This window comes from Pedobacter sp. 22163, assembly GCF_052045595.1.
Taxonomy (GTDB): domain Bacteria; phylum Bacteroidota; class Bacteroidia; order Sphingobacteriales; family Sphingobacteriaceae; genus Pedobacter.
Window position 1 is genome coordinate 508,230 of the sequence record NZ_JBQEPM010000004.1, and the last position, 19,786, is coordinate 528,015.

Genomic DNA, 19,786 nt, shown 5'->3' on the forward strand with positions numbered 1-19,786 from the left:
TAAGCACCGTCTATTTTATTTTTTGGTGTGCTTGCTTATTTCACAGGTTTCATCTGGGCTAAAGCAAATGGCAGGACTGCTTTCAAAAAAGAATTACTGCAATTGCTTTTCAAATTATAAAGACTGATAATAAAACATCAATAAATTCTAATTTGAAATTCTAGAGTTGACAACTTTCATGGGCACAATGATGATAAAGTTGTCAACTCTTAAACAGATTTATCCCCTCAAAAACGCAAACAAAAAACTGTTCACTGCAAACTAAAAATAATTACTTATTTTTGTGGTTCAATTATGCAGCAAATAAAAACATCATTCGATTTTGAAAAACCTATTGCCGATTTAGTTCAGCAGATAGAAAAGGTTAAGCAAGTTGCCGAAAAAACTAAGGTAGATATGTCTGCCACTTTAGACGAGCTTGATGGTAAATTAGATGAAACTACCAATAACTTATATAAAAATTTAACCGGTTGGAACAAGGTTCAGATGAGCCGTCATCCCGATCGCCCGCAAACACTCGATTACATCAATATGATCTGCGATGATTTTATTGAAATGCACGGCGATAGAACGGTTAAAGATGATAAAGCGATTATTGGCGGTTTTGCTACCATAAATGGCCAAACGGTAATGGTTATTGGTCACCAGAAAGGTAAAAATACAAAGGAGCGTCAGTTCCGTAATTTCGGTATGGCCAACCCAGAAGGTTACCGTAAAGCTTTACGTTTAATGCGTTTGGCTGAGAAATTTAATAAACCGGTTGTTTCTTTTATCGATACTATGGGTGCTTACCCTGGTTTAGAGGCAGAAGAACGTGGACAAGGTGAGGCTATTGCCAGAAACTTATTGGAAATGTCTATTCTTCGTGTGCCGATTATCTGTATTGTTGTAGGTGAAGGTGCATCAGGAGGTGCTTTGGGTATAGGTATTGGCGATAAAGTTTACATGTTAGAGCATACCTGGTACTCGGTAATCTCTCCTGAATCCTGCTCATCTATTTTATGGAGAAGCTGGGATTTTAAAGAGAAAGCTGCTGAATGTTTAAAGTTGACTTCTGATGATATGTTTGGCAACAAATTAATCGATGGTATTATTCCAGAACCACTTGGGGGTGCACATCAAGATCCAGAGTTAATGGGCAGAACTTTAAAAGATTACATCGTGAAAGATTTAGCTGCTTTAGGCAAACTAAAAACGGATAAACTGATCGAACAGCGGATTGATAAATTCTGTGCGATGGGGGTTGTAAACGAATAATCATTAACTAAAATAAATTTGAATCCTGTTTGGCAATGCTGAACAGGATTTTTTTGTGCTCACACTCGTTTCTAACGAGCGTGTAGATCGCTGGTCGTGTTTACGACCTATCAGAAATTTAGATTTATATCATCCTTTACGGTGCAATCGTAAAGCTATTTTGCACTCGTTAAAAACGAGCGCAAGCGGTAACAAAAAAAGCAGCTACAAATTAATGCAGCTGCTTTGTAAGCTATTTAAGATCCGTTTACTGTTGTGGACCCTGTTGTGGGAAAAACATCGATAAACGGCCTTCTAAACTGTTAAATGTTTTCTGCAGCTTATCGCTCAATTTATCCTGGCCTGCAGCTTTACTCGTTTTAATCATTCTATCCAGGTAGTATAGTCCAGTTTGAATGTTCTGCGATCCGGTTAAACCTTTTGATTGTGAAATGTCAGCCAGGTAGTTTAATTCTTTATTGATATAATCGCCTGATTTGTCTAAAATATCATTAGCTCTGGCAGTTTCGCCAAGCTTATATAAGTTTTCAGCCATGTAAAATTTCACAACAACCGTACGGATGCCGAAGAATTTATCAGGCATTACTGCATAATATTTATCCACTACTTTTTTGGCATCAGCAGTTTTACCTTCTTTAATTAAGCTGCTGGTTAAGCTACTGAAGAGATTGGTGAAAATGAAAGTATCATCTGATGACTGTGGATCTAAATATTTAGCAGTTTTCATATTTCCCCACTTAAATTTAGTCATCACGTTATTGTACAATACAGGTGTATTTAATTGCTCTGGTCTATCTTCAGATGCTGTCGTATCAGCTTTAAGCGGTAATAAACGCATGGCCAAACCTTCGCTGTATAAATACTTGTCTAAGCCGTTATATTGTTCAGAAGGCACTGTAGAAGCGAAATAAATCGGACGTTTCCAGTTGTTATGTGCAAGGATATCGAACATGGCCAAAGTTCCTTTAGTAACATAACCTTTGTTAAACTTCCAATCCATTGTGGTGGTGATTTTTGCAGCATCAGCAGCAGGTACCGTCCCTGTACTGATTACTTGCTGTGGATCTACCGTAATCTTAAGGTTTTTAGTTGGCAGGAAGTTAGATTTTGATCCATCCTGCATAGGTACTTTGTCGCTTTCATCGTTTGACAGCAACAAATCAACTACGTTTTTAAGCTCAACACTACCAGCAATTTTGTAATCATCGTATGGCATTACATCTCTTTCTCCCTGTACATATTGCTCAGGTTTCATCGAAATTGGCAACGGAGCTGATTCATTTTGTTTTTGTCTTAAGCCGTTAATGTACCAATCTGTATCGAATAAACTTAAGTTTACAATACGCACATCAGGGCGAACATTTTCTACCTCCTGGATATACCAAAGTGGGTAGGTATCATTATCGCCATAAGTAAATAAGATGGCATTTGGCGCACAAGATTGTAGGTAATCTAAGGCAATATCATGAGGAACCATTTTTGTAGAGCGGTCATGGTCATCCCATCCCTGTTCGGCCATAATTACCGGTGCAGCTAATAATCCGATCACCGTTGCACCAATGGCACCGGCAGTTGGCGTTAGTTTTTTAAATAGCCATTCTTTAAGGGCGAGTGCCCCGAGCCCGATCCATATTGCAAAAGCGTAAAACGATCCTACGTAAGCGTAATCCCTTTCGCGGGGCTCTAATGGTTTTTGATTTAAGTATAATACAATGGCAATACCGGTAAAGAAGAATAGCAATGCTACAACTCCGGCATCTTTTTGGTTGCGTTTGAAATGCCAAAGTGCACCAATAACGCCTAAAATTAATGGTAAAAAGAAGAAACGGTTATATGCTTTATTATCAACGGTTGATGGTGGCAGATTGCTTTGATTGCCTCTCAACATGGCGTCAATTGGTTTAATTCCACTAATCCAGGTACCTTCATGTCCGCTACCCTGGCCTTGCTCGTCATTCTGGCGACCGGCAAAATTCCACATGAAATAACGCATATACATGTAGCCAATCTGATAGCTGAACAAGAAACCAACATTATCTACCAGATTGGGATTTTTAGAATCATCTAAGCGCATCCATTCTTTGTAAAAAGCCGCATGTTTAGGGTCATCGCTATACATACGTGGCAATAAAGTGTTGTTGTTATATTCGTAATCGGTTTTTTTACCGGCTACTTCGTATTTTTCTTTTCCTTTTCTCCAGATGGTTTTTCCTTCGGTTACACCAACTCTTTCAGAGTTGTAGTTAGGACCGTAACCCAATGGCCTATCGCCATATTGCTCACGGTTTAAGTAGCTTAAGAAAGAGAATGCATCTTTCGGGGCACTGTTATTTAAGTTCGGATCTGCCTTTGCCCTGATGATAATCATCGAGAAAGATGCATAACCGAAAATGATTAATACAGTAGAGATTAAACCTAAGTTTAATAATTTCTTTTGGTGTTTAATAGAATAACGGATTCCCCAAACCAGGGCGCCGATTAATAAAATAGCGAAGAATAAAACGCCTGTTCCAAAACCCAGGCCTAATGTGTTAACAAAGAATAAATCGAAATAAGCACCGAACGAAACCAGGTATTGGATAATACCATATTGGATTACCGCTAAGATTAAAATACCAACAATAAGGGTTTTAATAATTCCCGATGTTGTTGCTTTATCTGTTCTTTTGAAATAATAAATAAAAGCAAGTGCTGGGATGGTTAACAGGTTTAACAAGTGGATACCAATTGATAAACCCATAATATAGGCAATAAACAGTAACCAACGATCGGCACGTGGCTCATCGGCATGCGCTTCCCATTTAAGGATAGCCCAGAATACAATCGCTGTGAATAACGACGATTGTGCGTAAACCTCCGATTCTACTGCCGAAAACCAAAAACTATCAGAGAAAGTATAAGCCAAAGCACCAACGGCACCTGCACCCATAATGCTGATCAATTTACCGGTTGTTAGTTCTTCACCAGCTTTTAACACCGTTTTTTTAGCCAATGCAGTGATGGTCCAAAATAAGAATAAGATAGTTGCCCCGCTCGATACAGCCGAACCAACGTTCATCCAGTAAGCGATTTTGGTTAAATCTCCAGCTGCAAAGATGGAGAAGAAACGTTGGATCATTAAGAACAAAGGTGCACCAGGCTGGTGAACAACCTGCATTCTGAATGCCGATGCGATAAATTCACCGCAATCCCAAAAACTGGCAGAAGGCTCTAAGGTTAAAACGTAAGTTAGTGTAGCAATTAAAAAGCAGATCCAGCCTACTATATTATTAACTTTTGAATAATTCATTGGTTTGTTTAATGATATTAAAAATTGTTTTCACATAAAAATGCTGCCGAAATTAACTATTCTAGTCGATAAAACAGGTAAATTTTTGGATTGATTTAACAATTTTTAACGGCTTAATGCCTTTAACATAAAGGATTTTAATTTATCGGAGAAGCAAAAACCCATAAGCAGAAAGGTGAAATCTGCCTATGGGTTAAAATTTAGAATGTTTTTAGCTTAACCCGCTGCAAATGGGGTAAACCTTACAATCAGATCATTGTATTTTTTTTCAAGACTTTTGCTTAGCTCAGCTTGTTTAAAAACCTCGGTTAATTTTACCATTTGTCCTAAATAGCCAAGGTAGAAACGTACATCCTGCTCAGATGATAGCTGGTTTTTGCTTTCTGAAACATCAGCAAGATGGGTTAATTCCCTGCCCAAGTAATCGGCAGTTTTTTTGATCATCGCATTTGCACGGTTTAAATCATTTAAACGATAAAGGTTTTCAGTGAAATAATAAGTGCTCATTACCTGGCGCATACTGTAGAATTTAGCAGGAATTACCTCAAAATATTTATTAGCCGCTTTTTTGCTTTCGGTAATTTTACCTTCGTTTATCAAGCCGGTTAATAAACCGTTAAACATATTCGAGAACATGGTTACATCATCAGCAGATTGCCTGTCTAAATGGTTGGCATTTTTAATGTTGCCAAAGCCATACACATTCATCATATTGTTGTACATCGGTTTCAGGTTTACGCGGTCAAAATCTTGCGTAATTGCTGTATCTGGTTTCAAAGGCAATAACCTTTTATTCAATCCTTCCACATACAGGTATTTGTTTAGCCCAATGTATTGCTCATCTGGCATTGCCCCAGTAAAATAAATCGGTCGCTCCCAATTATTGTGTGCCAAAATATCAAACAAGGCCAATGTTCCTTTTGTAACATAATTTTGGTTAAAAGTCCACTCCATACTGCTAGCAATTTTGCCTGCATCTTCTTTGGGCACGGTTCCGGTATCTAAAACCTGCTGTGGACTTACCGCCAGTTTAAGGTTTTTGGTTGGTAGCACATTGTATTTAGAACCATCTGTCATGGTTACTTTATCTTCGTCATGATCAGATAAGAGTACATCTAAAATTTCTTTTAATTCGATATGCTGGGCGATTTTATAATCCTGATAATACATAATATCACGTGTACCAGCAACATATTGATTGGGCTTAATTGTTAAAGGAAGCGGTGCAGATTGATTTTGCTTTCTTTTCATTCCGTCTATGTACCAATCGGCTGTAAACAAACTTAAATTCACCACACGCACATCCGGACGGATGTTTTCTACTTCTTGCGCGTACCAAACCGGGTAGGTATCATTGTCGCCATAAGTAAACAAAATGGCATTGGGGGCGCACGATTTTAGGTAATTGACAGACATATCTCTGGCTACATGGCTATCAGAACGGTCGTGATCGTCCCATCCCTGGTTGGCCATAATAATTGGCGCACCGAATAAGGCAATAATCGAAGCAAAAATGCTGGCCCTTATAGGCGTTAGTTTTTGGAAGACAAAGTCTTTTAATCCAAATACACCTAAACCGATCCAGATCGCAAAAGCATAAAACGACCCCACATAGGCATAATCCCTTTCACGCGGCTCAATCGGAACTGAGTTCAGATAAACTACAATGGCAATTCCAGTGAAAACGAATAATAAACCAATAACGCCCGCATCCTTCTGGTTACGTTTAAAGTGCCAAACCGCGCCGATCAAACCGATAATCAGCGGCAAAAAGAAGAATCTATTATATGCTTTGTTTTCTACAATGGATGGCGGAAGGTTTTTCTGATCACCAAGCCTGATCGCATCCAAAGGTTTAATGCCACTGAGCCAATTGCCATCTTTCCCGCCAAATTGCCCGTCTTCATTGTCTTGCCTGCCCACAAAATTCCACATAAAATAACGCATGTACATTTGTCCGGTCTGGAAAGAGAACATATATTTTAGGTTATCCATCAAGGTAGGTTTATGCTCATCATCAAAACCCATATAACTTTTGTAAAACCTAATGTGCTCGGGTTTATCACTGTACATGCGTGGAGCTAAAGTTTTATCGCCAAAAACATAGTCAGATTTTGTTCCTGCTGATTCATATTTTGTTTCTCCTTTTCTGTAAAGTTTTCCGCTTTCTTTAATGTCGATCTTTTCCGAATTATAATTTTCGCCATATAATAAAGGCCTGTCTCCATATTGCGAACGGTTTACATAACTCAGAAAATTAAAAGCATTCTCTGGATCGGTATTGTTTAAATTCGGTTTGGCCTGTGCCCTGATAATGAGTAAGGCGAAAGAACTGTATCCAAATAGAAGCAAAACAGTGAACAACATGGCCAGGTTTAATACCCTTTTATTTTTGAGGATGGAATAGCGGATGCCGTAAACCAGGCCTCCAATCACTAAAACGGCAAAAAATAATACACCCGTTCCAAAACCCAGACCCATTGTATTCACAAAAAAGTAATCGAAATTTGCAGCAAAAGATACCATGTACTGAATAATGCCGAACTGTACCACGGCCAATACGGCGATTGAAATAAGAAATACTTTTAACACGCTTTGCCAATTGGGAGAGGGGTTCTTTTTAAAATAATAAACAAATATCAATGCAGGGATGGTTAGCAGATTTAAGATGTGTACACCAATAGAAATCCCCATGATGTATGCCACAAAAAGCAACCATCGGTCTGATTTGGGTTCGTCAGCCTGCGATTCCCATTTTAATATGCCCCAAAATACAATAGCGCTACAAAGCGACGACATGGCGTAAACTTCTGCTTCCACGGCCGAAAACCAAAAGCTGTCAGAAAAGGCATAAGCCAAAGCCCCAACAAAACCTGCACCCATAATGCCGATGATTTTTTGGTTGGTGATTTCTTCACCTTTTTTAATGACCGTTTTCCTGGACAGCGCGGTAATTGTCCAAAACAAAAAGAGGATGGTACCTGCACTTGCCAGAGCCGAAGCCACATTCATAAAATAAGCTACTTTGGTTTTATCACCAAAAGCGAGTGCCGAAAACAACCTTTGGATCATGGAGACTATTGGAGCACCGGGCTGGTGAACTACCTCCATTCGGAAAGCCGAAGAAATAAATTCGCCACAATCCCAGAAACTTACAGATTGATCTAAAGTTAAGATATAGGTGAGCGCGGCAACGATAAAACAGAGCCAGCCTCCAATGGTGTTGATCCTTGAGTAATTCATAGTTTAATTTTAGTCTTTGATAATAAATGATTTAAGTGGTTCGTAGTAAAAAAAGTCGCATAAAAAAAGAAAATGTTGCACGCTATATGATGATTTTTTTATCTTTGCATCGCAAACAGGAACAGCAGGAAAGAAATTAAAAATATTTTAAAATCACTCTTGCATATTTAAAATAAGGTTCCTACATTTGCATTCCCTTTCGAGGAGAATATCCTTGATAAGTTTTTGTCCGATAGTATAAGGGTAGTACAACGGTTTTTGGTACCGTTTGTCTTGGTTCGAATCCAGGTCGGACAACTAAAATTTAATGTCGGATCATGTTTTAAATGGACATGATCCGATTTTTTTTAACCGTAAACTACACGAACCCATGCCATTGCAGTTTAACCCGGTAAAGCTTTTTTCCGGAACAGGTTCTAAGGGATTATCACTTAAGATTGCCGAACATTACGGCAAGCCACTTGGTAGCGTAACCATTCACAAATTCAGTGATGGAGAGTTTCAGCCTTCTTTTGATGAGTCAATCCGTGGTAGTGATGTTTTTCTAATCCAGTCTACTTATCAGCCCAGCGATAATTTAATGGAGCTTTTGCTAATGGTTGATGCAGCTAAAAGAGCATCGGCACATTATATTACCGCAGTTGTTCCTTATTATGGTTTGGCCCGTCAGGATAGAAAAGATAAACCGCGTGTAGCAATCGGTGCCAAATTGGTGGCTAACTTATTAAAATCAGCAGGTATCCACCGCATCATGACGATGGATTTACATGCTGCACAGATACAGGGTTTCTTCGATATCCCGGTTGATCACTTAGATGGATCGGTAATCTTTGTACCTTATATCAAAAGCTTAGGCTTAAAAAACTTAACTATCGCGTCGCCAGATATGGGCGGTTCGTACAGGGCACGTACTTTTGCCAAGTTTTTTAATGCTGAGGTAATTATTTGCGATAAACGCCGTAAACGTGCCAATGAAATCGAATCGATGTCAATTATTGGTGATGTAACCGGACAGGATGTAGTATTGATCGATGATATTTGCGATACTGCCGGAACCTTATCAAAAGCTGCGGCTTTGATTATGGAAAACGGTGCCGCAAGTGTTAGAGCGGTTTGTACACACGCAGTATTGTCAGGCAAAGCAATAGAAACGGTAGAAAATTCGGTATTAACCGAGTTAATCGTTACGGACACTATCCCGTTGAAACAGGAAAGTCCGAAAATTAGGGTGCTAAGCACAGCCAGTTTATTTGCAAGGGCAATTGCCAATGTAAACGAGCACGGCTCAATTAGTGATCTTTTTAGAGTATAACGTTGAGCGTATTGGGATGAGCGCTTAAAACGCCAGCCGCAGAACGCCAAACAATAAAAAGAGTTTAAATAAGGTAAAGGGTAGAAGGTTGAAGGCTTAAGATCTTGATACTCGATACTTAATACTGACTACTAATAAATATAAAATAAAATAAAATGAAAACAATCGCAATTAGCGGTTCTCCAAGAGAGAACGTAGGGAAACGCGATGCCAAGGAACTTCGTTACGAAGGTAAAGTTCCGGCGGTATTGTATGGTGGAAAAGAGCAACAACACTTTGCTGTAGTTATTGCTGACTTAAGAGATGTTATTTATACCCCGGATGTAAACTTTGTGGAGATTGATGTTAACGGTACTAAAACTAAAGCTATCGTAAAAGACACTCAATTTCACCCACTTACCGACGTACTAATGCACATCGATTTTCTTCAGTTGTTCGACGAGAAAGAAATCGTTATGGAGATCCCGGTTAAATTAACAGGAACTTCTCCAGGTGTTAAAATGGGGGGTAAATTAATCCAGAAATTACGTAAACTACGTGTTAAAGCATTACCAGCTGATATGCCACAAAACGTAGAAGTAAGCTTAGAGAAATTAGAAGTAGGTAGTTTATTCCGCGTTCGCGATCTTAAAGGCGAGAAATACGTAATCACCAACACTCCTGAAGATACTATCGTTTCTGTTGCAATGTCTAGAGCATTAAAACAAGCAGAAACTGAAGCTGCTAAAGGTAAAAAATAGTACAAGGATTTCACAGATAATGTGATTTCACAGATTTTGGAAGCGGTGCAAAAGCAATTTTGTACCGCTTTTTTATTTATATCAAGTTTATCTGCTAATCGCCTAACGCTAACCGCTCCGCAATCCATTAAGAAGCTGTTTGAAAATAAATGAATAAATTCGCGGCATGGACTCCCGACTTTGGACTCCTGACTTCGGACTTTTTCACCTTCCGCCCTCCAGCCTTCCCGCCCTCAACCTTTTTATTATCTTTGCTCCATGAAATATCTTATAGTTGGCTTAGGGAATATCGGACCAGATTATGCACATACCAGACATAACATTGGTTTTGATATCGCCGATGAACTGGTTAAAAATTTAGATGGAAGTTTCGAGAATATCCGCTTGGCTTATTATTCGGAAGTAAGCTTTAAAGGACGTAAACTCCATGTAATTAAACCAACTACTTTTATGAACTTAAGTGGTAAAGCCGTAAACTATTGGATGAAGGAGTTAAAAATAGCACCAGAAAATGTTTTGGTGATTGTTGACGACCTTGCATTGCCTCTCGGTAAGCTGAGGCTAAAACTACAGGGCTCTAGCGCTGGTCACAATGGCTTAAAAAGCATCGAAGAGGTTTGTGGCGGACAAAATTATGCACGCTTGCGCTTCGGTATCGGTAGCGACTATCCGAAAGGTAGACAAGTTGATTTTGTTTTGGGTTTGTTTGATAAGAATGAACAATTAGAACTCCCTGCATTGATTGATAAAAGCGTAGAGCTGATTAAAAGTTATGTAACCGTTGGGCCTGCCCACACCATGACGGCTTTTAATAAATAGGTAGTTAATTGGTTAGCTGCCCATGCTGTCATCCTGAGCGCAGCGAAGGATCTTTTATAATTTAAATCTCAAGGTAATATAGTCCAAAAAAAGATCATTTGAAGAGCAATTTCCGTAGTTCTTTTTAATATTCGTCCTGCTTTTCATTACAAGTCCGCACTCGTACCTCGCTTGCGGGCTTTCCATTTCAATCAGGTCTAAAAGGCAGTGTCTATGCTGCTATTGAGGGTAGAATAGTAGTTTTATATAAATTTTCTTTTCCTAGTCCAGCGTGTGTCCTCACGTACCATCTGATGTGAAACGGGTCGATAAAGGCAATTGCTTTTTCTGCGCCATGCAACCCCAAATCGTATTGCTGGCTGTGCCACCTAAACCCGATCGAAGTGGTTCTGATGCTTTACCAACAAATTGGTTTTAAAACTAAATCGCATCGGAAAAAACATAGAGCGGGATTGCACAAGCCTAAAAGCCTCTGCACCTGATTTCCAGAAAAAAAATAATGATTAGTGGGGAAGGATGCCTATTGTTTGGTGAGAATGGTGTCTCGGAGTGTCGTCATTTCGAGCGGAGTGCAACGCAGTCAAGAACCTGAAGGGCTCCAGAGAAGCTAAATCTACTTCTCTACCATAGATCTCTCCATTCCGCGATGCTCCCGTCGAGATGACGACTCTCTATGGGATATGCCAATGGGCAGCATAGTCGAAGGACCAGCACAATTAACAAACAAAAGCTTTTAAACAAAAAAAAGACCATCTTTCGATGATCTTTTCATAAATATGTTTTAGTTAACGATTATTTAACTTTTTCTTGAGCTCTGGCAATGTAAGCATCAATTAACTGCGCTTCTGCACTCTCAGGATATTGGGTTTTTACTTTAGTATAAGCATCAACAGCACCTTTAAAATCATTTTGGTTTTCGTTAACCAATCCTAATTTCTTTAAAAACATTGGTGAAGTAAATTTACTAGCTTTATCTGCCGCTTTTTTATAGTAAGTAGCCGCTTGTTTAAAGTCTTTCAGTTCGCTGTAAGCATCACCTAATAAGCCTAAAGCCAATGGATCTGCAACTGGGCTACCGGTAGCGCTATATTTGCTTAATGCCTCTATAGCTTGTTTATACTCGCCTTTACGTAAGTAAATACCGCCCAGGTAAAGGTTAGCTAAGTTTGCCGATTTTGTATTATCGTATTCTTTAGCAATCTGCTCTAAGCCCGGGTAACCACCTTCGCCTTTAACAGCTTTGTTTGATAATGAATCTACACCAACAAATTGTTCTGCTTTGTACATTTTGCTAGCGGCTTCTTCAGCACGACCTTTTAAATACACGCCTTGATACCAAAGATATATTAAAACTAATAAAACTACAGCGCCTGCAATAAACAGTAAGCTCTTATTATTCTCTTGTAAAAATGAACCTTTTTTAGTTGGTTGAATTGTCTGGTTATCTGTTGTAGACATGTTTGTTTAAAAAATTTAAGATTGCAAAAATACATTTTTCAATCAAAGTATCAATCTTTATTTTGAAGTATTTGATTAAACATTAGTTATTTAGGCGTGCAGATTATAAAATCGTCATGATAATTAGCGTAACAAGCTAATCAGTGTGTTAAACCAGGTTTGGTTGTCGCTAAAAATACCAGTGTGGTTAATCACCAGGTACACCGTTTGACTTTCGGAGCGGCTTACCGTAGATCTAATTCTAATGGGCTGCCAGAATGCGCCGAAGTTTTTTGCCGATGAAGCCGGGAATAAATCGTCGAAGCCCATGTAAACTTCTTCTATATGGGATAATGGAAGTTCCAATTGTTCGTCTCCTGTAATAAAAAGACCATTCGAGGCCAATAGAATATTGCCTTCGTGATTGTGAACTGGCTTTAAAAACGAAAATAAGCCTGCGATTTTTTTAACCCAGCTCGAACTTTCCCCATTGGTTAGTTCATGATCGTAAGACCATAGAACATTCCCTTCTAACATTTTTTGTGCAACCATCTAATTTTCCTTGCTATGAAAGTACAATTTTTTTAAGTGTTATTAACGTTTATTTTAAACAATGGGTGTTAAGAGGCTAAAAAACGGTAAATTTGTGACATATTTATGTGGTTAAAAAATATTACCCTTCTAAATTTCAAGAACTATACCGATGCAGATCTTCATTTCTCGGAAACGGTAAACGTTTTTACGGGTAATAACGGCTCTGGCAAAACGAACATGCTCGATGCCATTCACTATCTCTGTCTATGTAAAAGTTACTTTAATCCCATCGATAGCCAGCAGATCAAAACCAATGAAGAGGTTTTTATGATCCAGGGCGATTTTGATCGTAACGAAAAAAACGAAAAAATTTCATGCGGGGTAAAACGCAACCAGAAAAAACAGTTCAAACGCAACAAAAAAGAATACGATAAATTGGCTGATCATGTTGGCCTTTTTCCGGTAGTGATGGTTTCGCCTTATGATGTAAACCTGATTATGGAAGGCAGCGAGGAGCGGAGAAAGTTTATTGATAATGTGATTTCGCAAACGGATGCACATTATCTGGATCAGCTGATTACCTATAACCGCATTCTGTTAAACCGGAATGCTTTGCTAAAGCAGATCGCCATTACCAGAAAGTACGATCCTACGCTGCTCGAAATTTTGGATGAGCAATTGATTGTAGCCGGCAATAAGATATTCACTATCCGTAAGGCCTTTATGGATGAGTTTATTCCACTGTTTAACCAATATTATACTTACCTTACCGAAAACAGGGAAATTGTAGAACTGAATTATCAATCGCAATTGAATGAGGCTACTTTCGAAGAGCTGTTAAAGAAATCGGTAGAGAAAGACCGTGTACTGGAGCGTACCACAACTGGTATTCATAAAGATGAACTGGCTTTCGTGATCAGCGGAATGCCTTTAAAGAAGTTTGGCTCACAAGGTCAACAGAAATCTTTCTTAATTGCTTTGAAGATTGCTCAATACGCTTACCTCGCCAAAAACAAAGGATTTAAACCTTTGCTTTTGTTGGATGATATTTTTGATAAGTTGGATGATAACCGTGTTCAAAAACTAATGCAAATGGTTTCCCACCATGATTTTGGGCAGATATTTATAACAGATACAGGAAGAGAAAGGGTAAAATCAATTTTTGAAAAAATAGAAGTTGATGTAACTTTGTTCGAAGTAGATAACGGAACTATACAAAATGCGTAAACCCAATGATGTTACAGTAAAAGATGCCATCAGCAAAATGCTGGATGTATACCGTTTGCGCCGTAAATTCGACGAAACTTCGATCTTGTCTATCTGGCCAGAGATTATGGGCACTGCCATAGCCAACAGGACCAAGCAGATCTACATTCACGATAAGAAATTGTTTCTACGCATCGAATCTTCGGTAATCAAAAATGAATTAGTTATGGTACGCCAGGGCATTATCCAAAAACTGAATGAACACGCTGGCGCCGAGGTAATTACCGATATGATCTTTTTATAGCCGTAATAAAAGGGCGTAAGGTTTTCACTTATACCCTTAATATTTTAATTAGGACTAAGACTCCCGACTTTAGACTCAGGACTCAAGACTTTGGACTGAAAAACTAGCCCCTTCCTCCAAATATCTTCGACAAAATCCAGATCAGCAGTGCAACCACTACTACAACTACAATAACGCCCACCCATACGCCGGCTTTAAATATACCTTCTACTAGTTCACAACTGCTTAAGGTAGTGCATAAAAATGCGATCAGTACTAAAGGGAATGCTTTTTTCATATTCATGTTATTTGTAATAGCTAACATTGAATACTGGAGAAAGTTTTGGTAAATGACTTATTTGCCTGGAATCGTCCTCGTCGCCGTGTAAGATGTTACCATCTTTCATATTACTGATCCCACTATTGCAATTTTAAAATATTTTAAATAAAAAACGGCCAGATGGTAACATCTGACCGCACATTCAAATCTAATTTTTTGTGGTGTCAAATGTTACCATCTGACACGGTATTCATGCTTTTTGAATGAACCGTTTCAATTCCAGTTCAAAAAACAGCCAGATGGTAACATCTTGCTGCACAGATCTTTAAAAAATCGTCATTTAATTTCATTAACAGTCGGATGGTAACATCCGACTGCATAAGCAGAAATTTTTATTTTCCGTTCACTTTTAACAATTCTACCTCGAAGATTAAAGTGCTGTAAGGAGGAATATCCTGTCCAGCACCACGCGCTCCGTAAGCTAAATCATATGGAATAAAAAATTTGTATTTAGAACCGGCAGGCATTAATTGTACACCTTCTGTCCAGCCTTTAATTACCTGGTTTAATGGGAAAGAAATCGGTTCGCCTCTATCATAAGAGCTGTCAAATTGTTTTCCGTTCAATAATGTTCCTTTATAATGAACCAGTACCGAATCGGTTGCCAATGGTTTAACGCCGGTACCAGCAGTTAAAACTTCGTATTGTAAGCCACTTGCAGTTGTTTGTACACCTGCACGTTTTTTGTTTTGTTCTAAGAAATCTTGTCCTTCTTTCATAATTGGTGCATATTTAATTTTATTTGCTGCTTCTTCAGCTTTGTTTTTTACCGATGATGCCTTGGCTAATGCCTCATTAATACATTGTTGTGCCTGCTGTTGTGTTAAAATTACTTTGCCTCCTGTAAATGCATCTTTTAGTCCTTTTAACAATACTTCGTAATTTAAGGTAGAAAGGCCAGTTGTTTTTAGGCCCGCGCCGATAGAAGTACCAAAAGCATAACTGGTAGAATCTAAAGTAGATTTTAAACCCGCTGTAAAGGTTGATGTTTTACTTGCGGCTGTAGTTGGTTTTTTGGCAACAGGTTTCTTTGCTGCTGTTTTGGTTTGTGCATAAGATGCAGCAGCGATACCGGATAGACATACCGCTAAAAAAATTCTCTTCATTGATTATTTTATGTGTAATTAATTCCAACAGGTTTAAAGTGGTGGATTATTTTTAAGGCCGAAAGATACAAAATAGATAAAACAATAAAACCCCGAATGTTCGGGGTTTTATTGTAAATTTCTTGTGTTGGGAACTAGAAACGTTCGTCTGCTTTGAAGAAGAAGTTGCCTTCAATTTCTGCATTCTCATCAGAATCTGAACCGTGAACCGCATTAGCATCGATTGATTTTGCATATTTCTGACGGATTGTACCTTCTGCAGCTTCAGCAGGGTTGGTAGCGCCGATCAATTTTCTAAAATCTTCAATGGCGTTGTCTTTTTCTAAAATAGCAGCAACAATAGGTCCTGAAGACATAAAGCTTACTAAATCTTTGTAAAAAGGACGCTCAGCGTGAACAGCATAAAACTGACCAGCAGTTTCATCTGTAAGTTTAGTATATTTTAATGCAATGATTTTGAAACCAGCATTTGTAATGTCGTTAATGATCGATCCGATATGTCCGTTTGCTACTGCATCAGGCTTGATCATGGTAAAAGTTCTGTTAGTGCTCATTGTGCTTTTTAATATCAATTTTTTTGCAAAAATACGTTTTAATTGATGAATAATCAATAAACATTGTTTTTCGGTCGCGAATCGAGGTTAGTGATGGATAATTAGGTTTTAAATGGCTAACTGAGCTTTTTTTATGCAATGTAATCCTGTTAATCTCAATCTCATTTAAAACTATGACCCTACTAATCCTAAAATCCTTTAATCCTAATCTAAATTTACTTAGCTTTGCAGCGCAAAAAATATATGCTTACACTAACTGAATTAAAAACATTATTGGCTACGCCACAACGAATTGTGATCACTACGCATCACAAACCCGATGGCGATGCGATGGGTTCATCTCTGGGGTTATATGGATACTTAATTCAAAAAGGCCATCATGTTAAGGTAATCACCCCAACAGATTATCCTACGTTTTTGCATTGGATGCCAAATAATGGTGATGTAATTATTTTTACAGAAGAGCAAGAAAAGGCGGCCAAGTTAGTGGATGAAGCTTCGCTCATATTTTGCCTTGATTTTAACACCCTAAGCCGGATTAATGAATTGGGCGAATTGGTTAGAGCAGCAGGAGCAAAAAAAATCATGATCGATCATCACCTCGAACCTGAGGATTTTGATGATTACCGCCACTGGGATATCAATGCCTGTGCTGCTGCCCAGTTGGTTTACGATTTTATTGTTAACCAATTGGAGGATAAGGCAGGCATCAATAAAGATGTTGCAGCTTGTTTGTATACCGGTATTATGACAGATTCTGGATCTTTCCGTTTTCCATCAGCTACAGCCGACGTATACCGCATCGCAGCTGATCTGATAGATCTTGGCGCAGAGCATTGGAAAATCCATCAATTGGTATACGATAACGCAAGCGAAAATCGTTTGCGCTTTTTAGGTTATTGCCTGTCTAACAAGTTAGAAGTTATAAGGGAATACAATACCGCCATTATTTCGGTTACAAAAGAAGAACTGGCACAATACCATAGCGCAACCGGTGATACAGAGGGCGTGGTAAATTATGCATTGTCGATTAACGGCATCCGTTTAGCCGCATTAATTATTGAGCGTCCGGATAAAGTTAAATTATCTGTTAGGTCTACAGGCGATTTTCCGGCCAACGAAATCTGTAAAAAATATTTTAATGGCGGTGGCCATAGAAATGCAGCAGGTGGTGCGGCAGAAAAACCCTTGGCTGATGTAGTAAACGAATTTAAAACGATATTAGCAGAATATAAAGAACAATTGATTGCTTAAACACAAGAAATAAACAATAAACTTAAAAAAGTCAAATTAAATAAATGAAAAAAGGAATTATTATTCTAGCAGCAGCCACCTTAGGTTTAGCGGCATGTAACAAAGAGAAAAAGGGAGCCGGTGGGTTATTGTATACCATTCACCACTCGGCAGGTAACGAGAAAATCAAAGAAGGCGATATCGTTAAAATGAATTTTATCCAGAAAAATGATAAGGATTCAGTTTTATCAAGCACTTTCGATAGCGAAACTCCTGCAGTATTTCCTGCACAGAAAAAAATGTACGCTGGTGATATGAACGATGTTTTGACATTGTTTGGAGAAGGTGATAGTGCTACTTTTAAAGTAAACTTAGATACTATGGCACTTCATAGTAAACAACCTAAACCAGAGCAGTTCAAAAATGATAAGTACATGACTTTTACGGTGAAAATCGAAAAAGTATTCAAGAAAAAAACTGGTGAAGCTGATTCTACTTTTAACAAAAGAGCACAGGAGTTTTTCCAGGCCGATTACAAAGCTACTTCAGAAAAAAAGAAAGCTGCTGAACCTGCTAAATTAAAAAGCTATTTAGAAGATACTAAATTAGAAACCAAAACTACTGCGAGTGGATTACACTACATTATAGAAAAACCAGGCAGTGCAGAAAAACCAGCTTTAGGCGATACTGTATTAATTGATTATACTGGTAGAGTAACTAAAAAAGGTAAAGATGGTAAATACAAAATCTTCGATACAAGTGATGAGAAATTGGCTAAAGCAGAAAACGAATTTAAACCAGGTAAACCTTATGGTCCTCAGAAAATGCCAGTTGGCGGTACAATCCCGGGATTTACTGAAGCTTTACAGTTAATTGGTAAAGGTGGTAAAATTAAAGTGATTATCCCTTCTAACTTAGGTTATGGCGAGCAAGGTGCACCTCAGGTAGGTATTATGCCTTTCAGCCCAATTGCTTTCGATTTAGAAATCAAAGATATTATCAAAGGAAAACCAGCTGCAGCTCCAGTTCAAATGCCTGCTCCGGTAGTTAAAAAATAATTTCTTAAAAGTATTTTAAAATCCTGCTTATTAGTTAAGCAGGATTTTTTTTGTTTATTATTTTTTAATACTGAGCCAAGAAATAAAACGTTTCAAAGATTTATAAAAACTTATTATAACCTATCTTTGTAGTGATCTAATAAAATAGTGGGCATTTTGAAAAAGATATAACCACTGTTTTTTAATAAATAAAATTTAAATGAGGAACGGAATTATTATTCTCTTGGCGGCGGCACTAGGCCTGTCTGCATGTAACAAATTCGAAAAGGGTGAAGGAGATATGACTTACAAAATCTATAAAAGTGAAGGTAAGCCGAAAATTCAGGATGGCGATTATGTAAAGTTAAACGGTGTTCAAACGGTAGAAACCAATACCAATCCCGATTCGGTAATGGTAAATACTTACGATAATGAGCGGCCAGCTTTTTTTGCCATTAGCAAATCGATGTTTAAAGGCGATTTAGCTTCGGGATTGAAACTTCTTGGTGAAGGAGACAGCGCAGTTTTTAAATTGAACCTGGATTCTATGGAGAAATATTCAGGCCAGCCTAAACCAAAAGGACTAAAATCAAACATTGCTTCTTTTACAATTAAAATTGAGAAAGTATTGCATAAAGGAAAAGACCCCGATTCTATTTTCGAAGCGAAGAAACGACTTTTCTTTGAATCGGAGTACAAAGCGCTAAATGAAAAAAATAAAGTAGTAGAGCCCGCTAAAATTGCAAAATACGTTGCTGAAAATGATTTAAAGGTAACTACTGCGCCATCTGGACTGCAATATGTAATTACTGCGCCAGGTAACTCGGAAAGGGCAAGTTTAACCGATACGGTATTAATGGACTATACAGGTCAGTTTACCAATAAAAAATCGAACGGAACATTAAATGTTTTTGATACTTCGAATGCTAAAATCGCAAAAGATGCCGGAATTTTCTCTGAAAGTGTACAATATGTGCCGCGTAGCCTACCATTAGGGCAATTGCCGCAAGGCGTTATTCAGGGTATTCAACTTATTGGTGTTGGTGGTAAAATCAAAATGATTTTGCCATCGAGATTGGGTTTTGGAGAAAATGGTGGCGGACCAATTAATCCGTTTACGCCATTGGTATTCGATGTAGAACTGAAAGGTATTATTAAACCAAATGCAGCAACACCGCTAAGCAAGTAAAATACCCAGCATAAATATAAAAGCGCAAGGATCAGTAAAATTTAATACTGGCTTTGCGCTTTTTTGCGTTAAGAAATTGATAATTTTGGCGACAAAATAAAATTTTTGTTTAAATTAGATTAACAAAACAAATTTTTATTCTTTTTTCACTATGTGCTCAAACAGGACTATTACGTTTCTGGGCCTGAAATTAATGCTGTTTAGCAT

Annotated in this window: 16 protein-coding genes; 9 read left to right on the forward strand and 7 right to left on the reverse strand. The window is 38.1% G+C overall.

Annotated elements, in window-relative coordinates; genetic code table 11:
- The first annotated feature begins 294 nt into the window (after positions 1 to 294).
- A complete protein-coding gene (locus ACTJKN_RS13325) occupies positions 295 to 1,257 on the forward strand; it encodes an acetyl-CoA carboxylase carboxyltransferase subunit alpha (protein WP_131028302.1) in 963 nt (320 codons plus the stop codon).
- A gap of 247 nt (positions 1,258 to 1,504) precedes the next feature.
- On the opposite strand, the gene ACTJKN_RS13330 is transcribed toward ACTJKN_RS13325, so the two are convergent.
- Together ACTJKN_RS13330 and ACTJKN_RS13335 are read right to left on the reverse strand one after the other, a co-directional pair.
- Positions 1,505 to 4,546, reverse strand: a complete 3,042-nt coding sequence (locus ACTJKN_RS13330) for a glycosyltransferase family 117 protein (protein ID WP_440825651.1) — start codon at positions 4,544 to 4,546, stop codon at positions 1,505 to 1,507.
- A gap of 216 nt (positions 4,547 to 4,762) precedes the next feature.
- Positions 4,763 to 7,789, reverse strand: a complete 3,027-nt coding sequence (locus tag ACTJKN_RS13335; RefSeq protein ID WP_440825653.1) for a glycosyltransferase family 117 protein — start codon at positions 7,787 to 7,789, stop codon at positions 4,763 to 4,765.
- A 370-nt stretch (positions 7,790 to 8,159) separates the two neighbouring features.
- Here ACTJKN_RS13335 and ACTJKN_RS13340 point away from each other — a divergent pair, with 370 nt between their 5' ends.
- From ACTJKN_RS13340 to pth, 3 genes are all read left to right on the forward strand, one after another.
- A complete protein-coding gene (locus tag ACTJKN_RS13340) occupies positions 8,160 to 9,101 on the forward strand; it encodes a ribose-phosphate pyrophosphokinase (RefSeq protein ID WP_029278327.1) in 942 nt (313 codons plus the stop codon).
- Between the two features lie 155 nt (positions 9,102 to 9,256).
- Positions 9,257 to 9,841 (forward strand): 50S ribosomal protein L25/general stress protein Ctc, encoded by a 585-nt coding sequence (locus ACTJKN_RS13345; protein WP_131027883.1) that lies wholly within the window; start codon positions 9,257 to 9,259, stop codon positions 9,839 to 9,841.
- Between the two features lie 258 nt (positions 9,842 to 10,099).
- Entirely contained in the window at positions 10,100 to 10,660 is a 561-nt protein-coding gene (pth, locus tag ACTJKN_RS13350; protein WP_029278331.1) for an aminoacyl-tRNA hydrolase, read from the forward strand.
- Between the two features lie 792 nt (positions 10,661 to 11,452).
- Here pth and ACTJKN_RS13355 read toward each other — a convergent pair.
- Both ACTJKN_RS13355 and ACTJKN_RS13360 read right to left on the reverse strand, forming a co-directional pair.
- On the reverse strand, positions 11,453 to 12,118 hold the full coding sequence (locus ACTJKN_RS13355; protein ID WP_230145832.1) for a tetratricopeptide repeat protein: 666 nt from the start codon (positions 12,116 to 12,118) through the stop codon (positions 11,453 to 11,455).
- Positions 12,119 to 12,241: 123 nt separating this feature from the next.
- Positions 12,242 to 12,634, reverse strand: a complete 393-nt coding sequence (locus tag ACTJKN_RS13360) for a hypothetical protein (protein ID WP_440825655.1) — start codon at positions 12,632 to 12,634, stop codon at positions 12,242 to 12,244.
- A 120-nt stretch (positions 12,635 to 12,754) separates the two neighbouring features.
- Here ACTJKN_RS13360 and recF point away from each other — a divergent pair, with 120 nt between their 5' ends.
- Both recF and ACTJKN_RS13370 read left to right on the forward strand, forming a co-directional pair.
- A complete protein-coding gene (recF, locus tag ACTJKN_RS13365) occupies positions 12,755 to 13,858 on the forward strand; it encodes a DNA replication/repair protein RecF (protein WP_276900802.1) in 1,104 nt (367 codons plus the stop codon).
- Positions 13,851 to 14,141 (forward strand): DUF721 domain-containing protein, encoded by a 291-nt coding sequence (locus tag ACTJKN_RS13370; protein WP_230145835.1) that lies wholly within the window; start codon positions 13,851 to 13,853, stop codon positions 14,139 to 14,141. Before recF ends, ACTJKN_RS13370 begins: the two co-directional genes overlap by 8 nt.
- Positions 14,142 to 14,244: 103 nt before the next feature.
- Here the strand turns inward: ACTJKN_RS13370 and ACTJKN_RS13375 are convergent, their stop codons facing one another.
- The 3 genes from ACTJKN_RS13375 to ACTJKN_RS13385 all read right to left on the reverse strand — a co-directional run bounded on the left by ACTJKN_RS13375 (position 14,245) and on the right by ACTJKN_RS13385 (position 16,120).
- On the reverse strand, positions 14,245 to 14,445 hold the full coding sequence (locus ACTJKN_RS13375) for a hypothetical protein (protein ID WP_440825657.1): 201 nt from the start codon (positions 14,443 to 14,445) through the stop codon (positions 14,245 to 14,247).
- 347 nt (positions 14,446 to 14,792) lie between these two features.
- Positions 14,793 to 15,566 carry an FKBP-type peptidyl-prolyl cis-trans isomerase gene (locus tag ACTJKN_RS13380; protein ID WP_440825659.1) on the reverse strand — a complete coding sequence of 258 codons (774 nt, stop codon included), beginning with the start codon at positions 15,564 to 15,566 and terminating at the stop codon, positions 14,793 to 14,795.
- A gap of 134 nt (positions 15,567 to 15,700) precedes the next feature.
- Positions 15,701 to 16,120, reverse strand: coding sequence for a nucleoside-diphosphate kinase (locus tag ACTJKN_RS13385; RefSeq protein ID WP_025144153.1), 420 nt, complete (start codon positions 16,118 to 16,120; stop codon positions 15,701 to 15,703).
- A 243-nt stretch (positions 16,121 to 16,363) separates the two neighbouring features.
- Here ACTJKN_RS13385 and ACTJKN_RS13390 point away from each other — a divergent pair, with 243 nt between their 5' ends.
- The 3 genes from ACTJKN_RS13390 to ACTJKN_RS13400 all read left to right on the forward strand — a co-directional run bounded on the left by ACTJKN_RS13390 (position 16,364) and on the right by ACTJKN_RS13400 (position 19,579).
- Positions 16,364 to 17,374, forward strand: a complete 1,011-nt coding sequence (locus ACTJKN_RS13390) for a DHH family phosphoesterase (RefSeq protein ID WP_131027875.1) — start codon at positions 16,364 to 16,366, stop codon at positions 17,372 to 17,374.
- Between the two features lie 44 nt (positions 17,375 to 17,418).
- A complete protein-coding gene (locus ACTJKN_RS13395; protein WP_440825662.1) occupies positions 17,419 to 18,411 on the forward strand; it encodes an FKBP-type peptidyl-prolyl cis-trans isomerase in 993 nt (330 codons plus the stop codon).
- A 199-nt stretch (positions 18,412 to 18,610) separates the two neighbouring features.
- Positions 18,611 to 19,579, forward strand: a complete 969-nt coding sequence (locus tag ACTJKN_RS13400) for an FKBP-type peptidyl-prolyl cis-trans isomerase (RefSeq protein ID WP_440825664.1) — start codon at positions 18,611 to 18,613, stop codon at positions 19,577 to 19,579.
- Positions 19,580 to 19,786 lie beyond the last annotated feature (207 nt).

Excerpts from the sequence above, each read along its gene's own strand:
- ACTJKN_RS13325 (WP_131028302.1), top strand. The coding sequence starts at position 295 with ATGCAGCAAATAAAAACATCATTCGATTTTGAAAAACCTATTGCCGAT.
- ACTJKN_RS13330 (WP_440825651.1), bottom strand. The coding sequence starts at position 4,546 with ATGAATTATTCAAAAGTTAATAATATAGTAGGCTGGATCTGCTTTTTA.
- ACTJKN_RS13335 (WP_440825653.1), bottom strand. The coding sequence starts at position 7,789 with ATGAATTACTCAAGGATCAACACCATTGGAGGCTGGCTCTGTTTTATC.
- ACTJKN_RS13340 (WP_029278327.1), top strand. The coding sequence starts at position 8,160 with ATGCCATTGCAGTTTAACCCGGTAAAGCTTTTTTCCGGAACAGGTTCT.
- ACTJKN_RS13345 (WP_131027883.1), top strand. The coding sequence starts at position 9,257 with ATGAAAACAATCGCAATTAGCGGTTCTCCAAGAGAGAACGTAGGGAAA.
- pth (WP_029278331.1), top strand. The coding sequence starts at position 10,100 with ATGAAATATCTTATAGTTGGCTTAGGGAATATCGGACCAGATTATGCA.
- ACTJKN_RS13355 (WP_230145832.1), bottom strand. The coding sequence starts at position 12,118 with ATGTCTACAACAGATAACCAGACAATTCAACCAACTAAAAAAGGTTCA.
- ACTJKN_RS13360 (WP_440825655.1), bottom strand. The coding sequence starts at position 12,634 with ATGTTAGAAGGGAATGTTCTATGGTCTTACGATCATGAACTAACCAAT.
- recF (WP_276900802.1), top strand. The coding sequence starts at position 12,755 with ATGTGGTTAAAAAATATTACCCTTCTAAATTTCAAGAACTATACCGAT.
- ACTJKN_RS13370 (WP_230145835.1), top strand. The coding sequence starts at position 13,851 with ATGCGTAAACCCAATGATGTTACAGTAAAAGATGCCATCAGCAAAATG.
- ACTJKN_RS13375 (WP_440825657.1), bottom strand. The coding sequence starts at position 14,445 with ATGTTAGCTATTACAAATAACATGAATATGAAAAAAGCATTCCCTTTA.
- ACTJKN_RS13380 (WP_440825659.1), bottom strand. The coding sequence starts at position 15,566 with ATGAAGAGAATTTTTTTAGCGGTATGTCTATCCGGTATCGCTGCTGCA.
- ACTJKN_RS13385 (WP_025144153.1), bottom strand. The coding sequence starts at position 16,120 with ATGAGCACTAACAGAACTTTTACCATGATCAAGCCTGATGCAGTAGCA.
- ACTJKN_RS13390 (WP_131027875.1), top strand. The coding sequence starts at position 16,364 with ATGCTTACACTAACTGAATTAAAAACATTATTGGCTACGCCACAACGA.
- ACTJKN_RS13395 (WP_440825662.1), top strand. The coding sequence starts at position 17,419 with ATGAAAAAAGGAATTATTATTCTAGCAGCAGCCACCTTAGGTTTAGCG.
- ACTJKN_RS13400 (WP_440825664.1), top strand. The coding sequence starts at position 18,611 with ATGAGGAACGGAATTATTATTCTCTTGGCGGCGGCACTAGGCCTGTCT.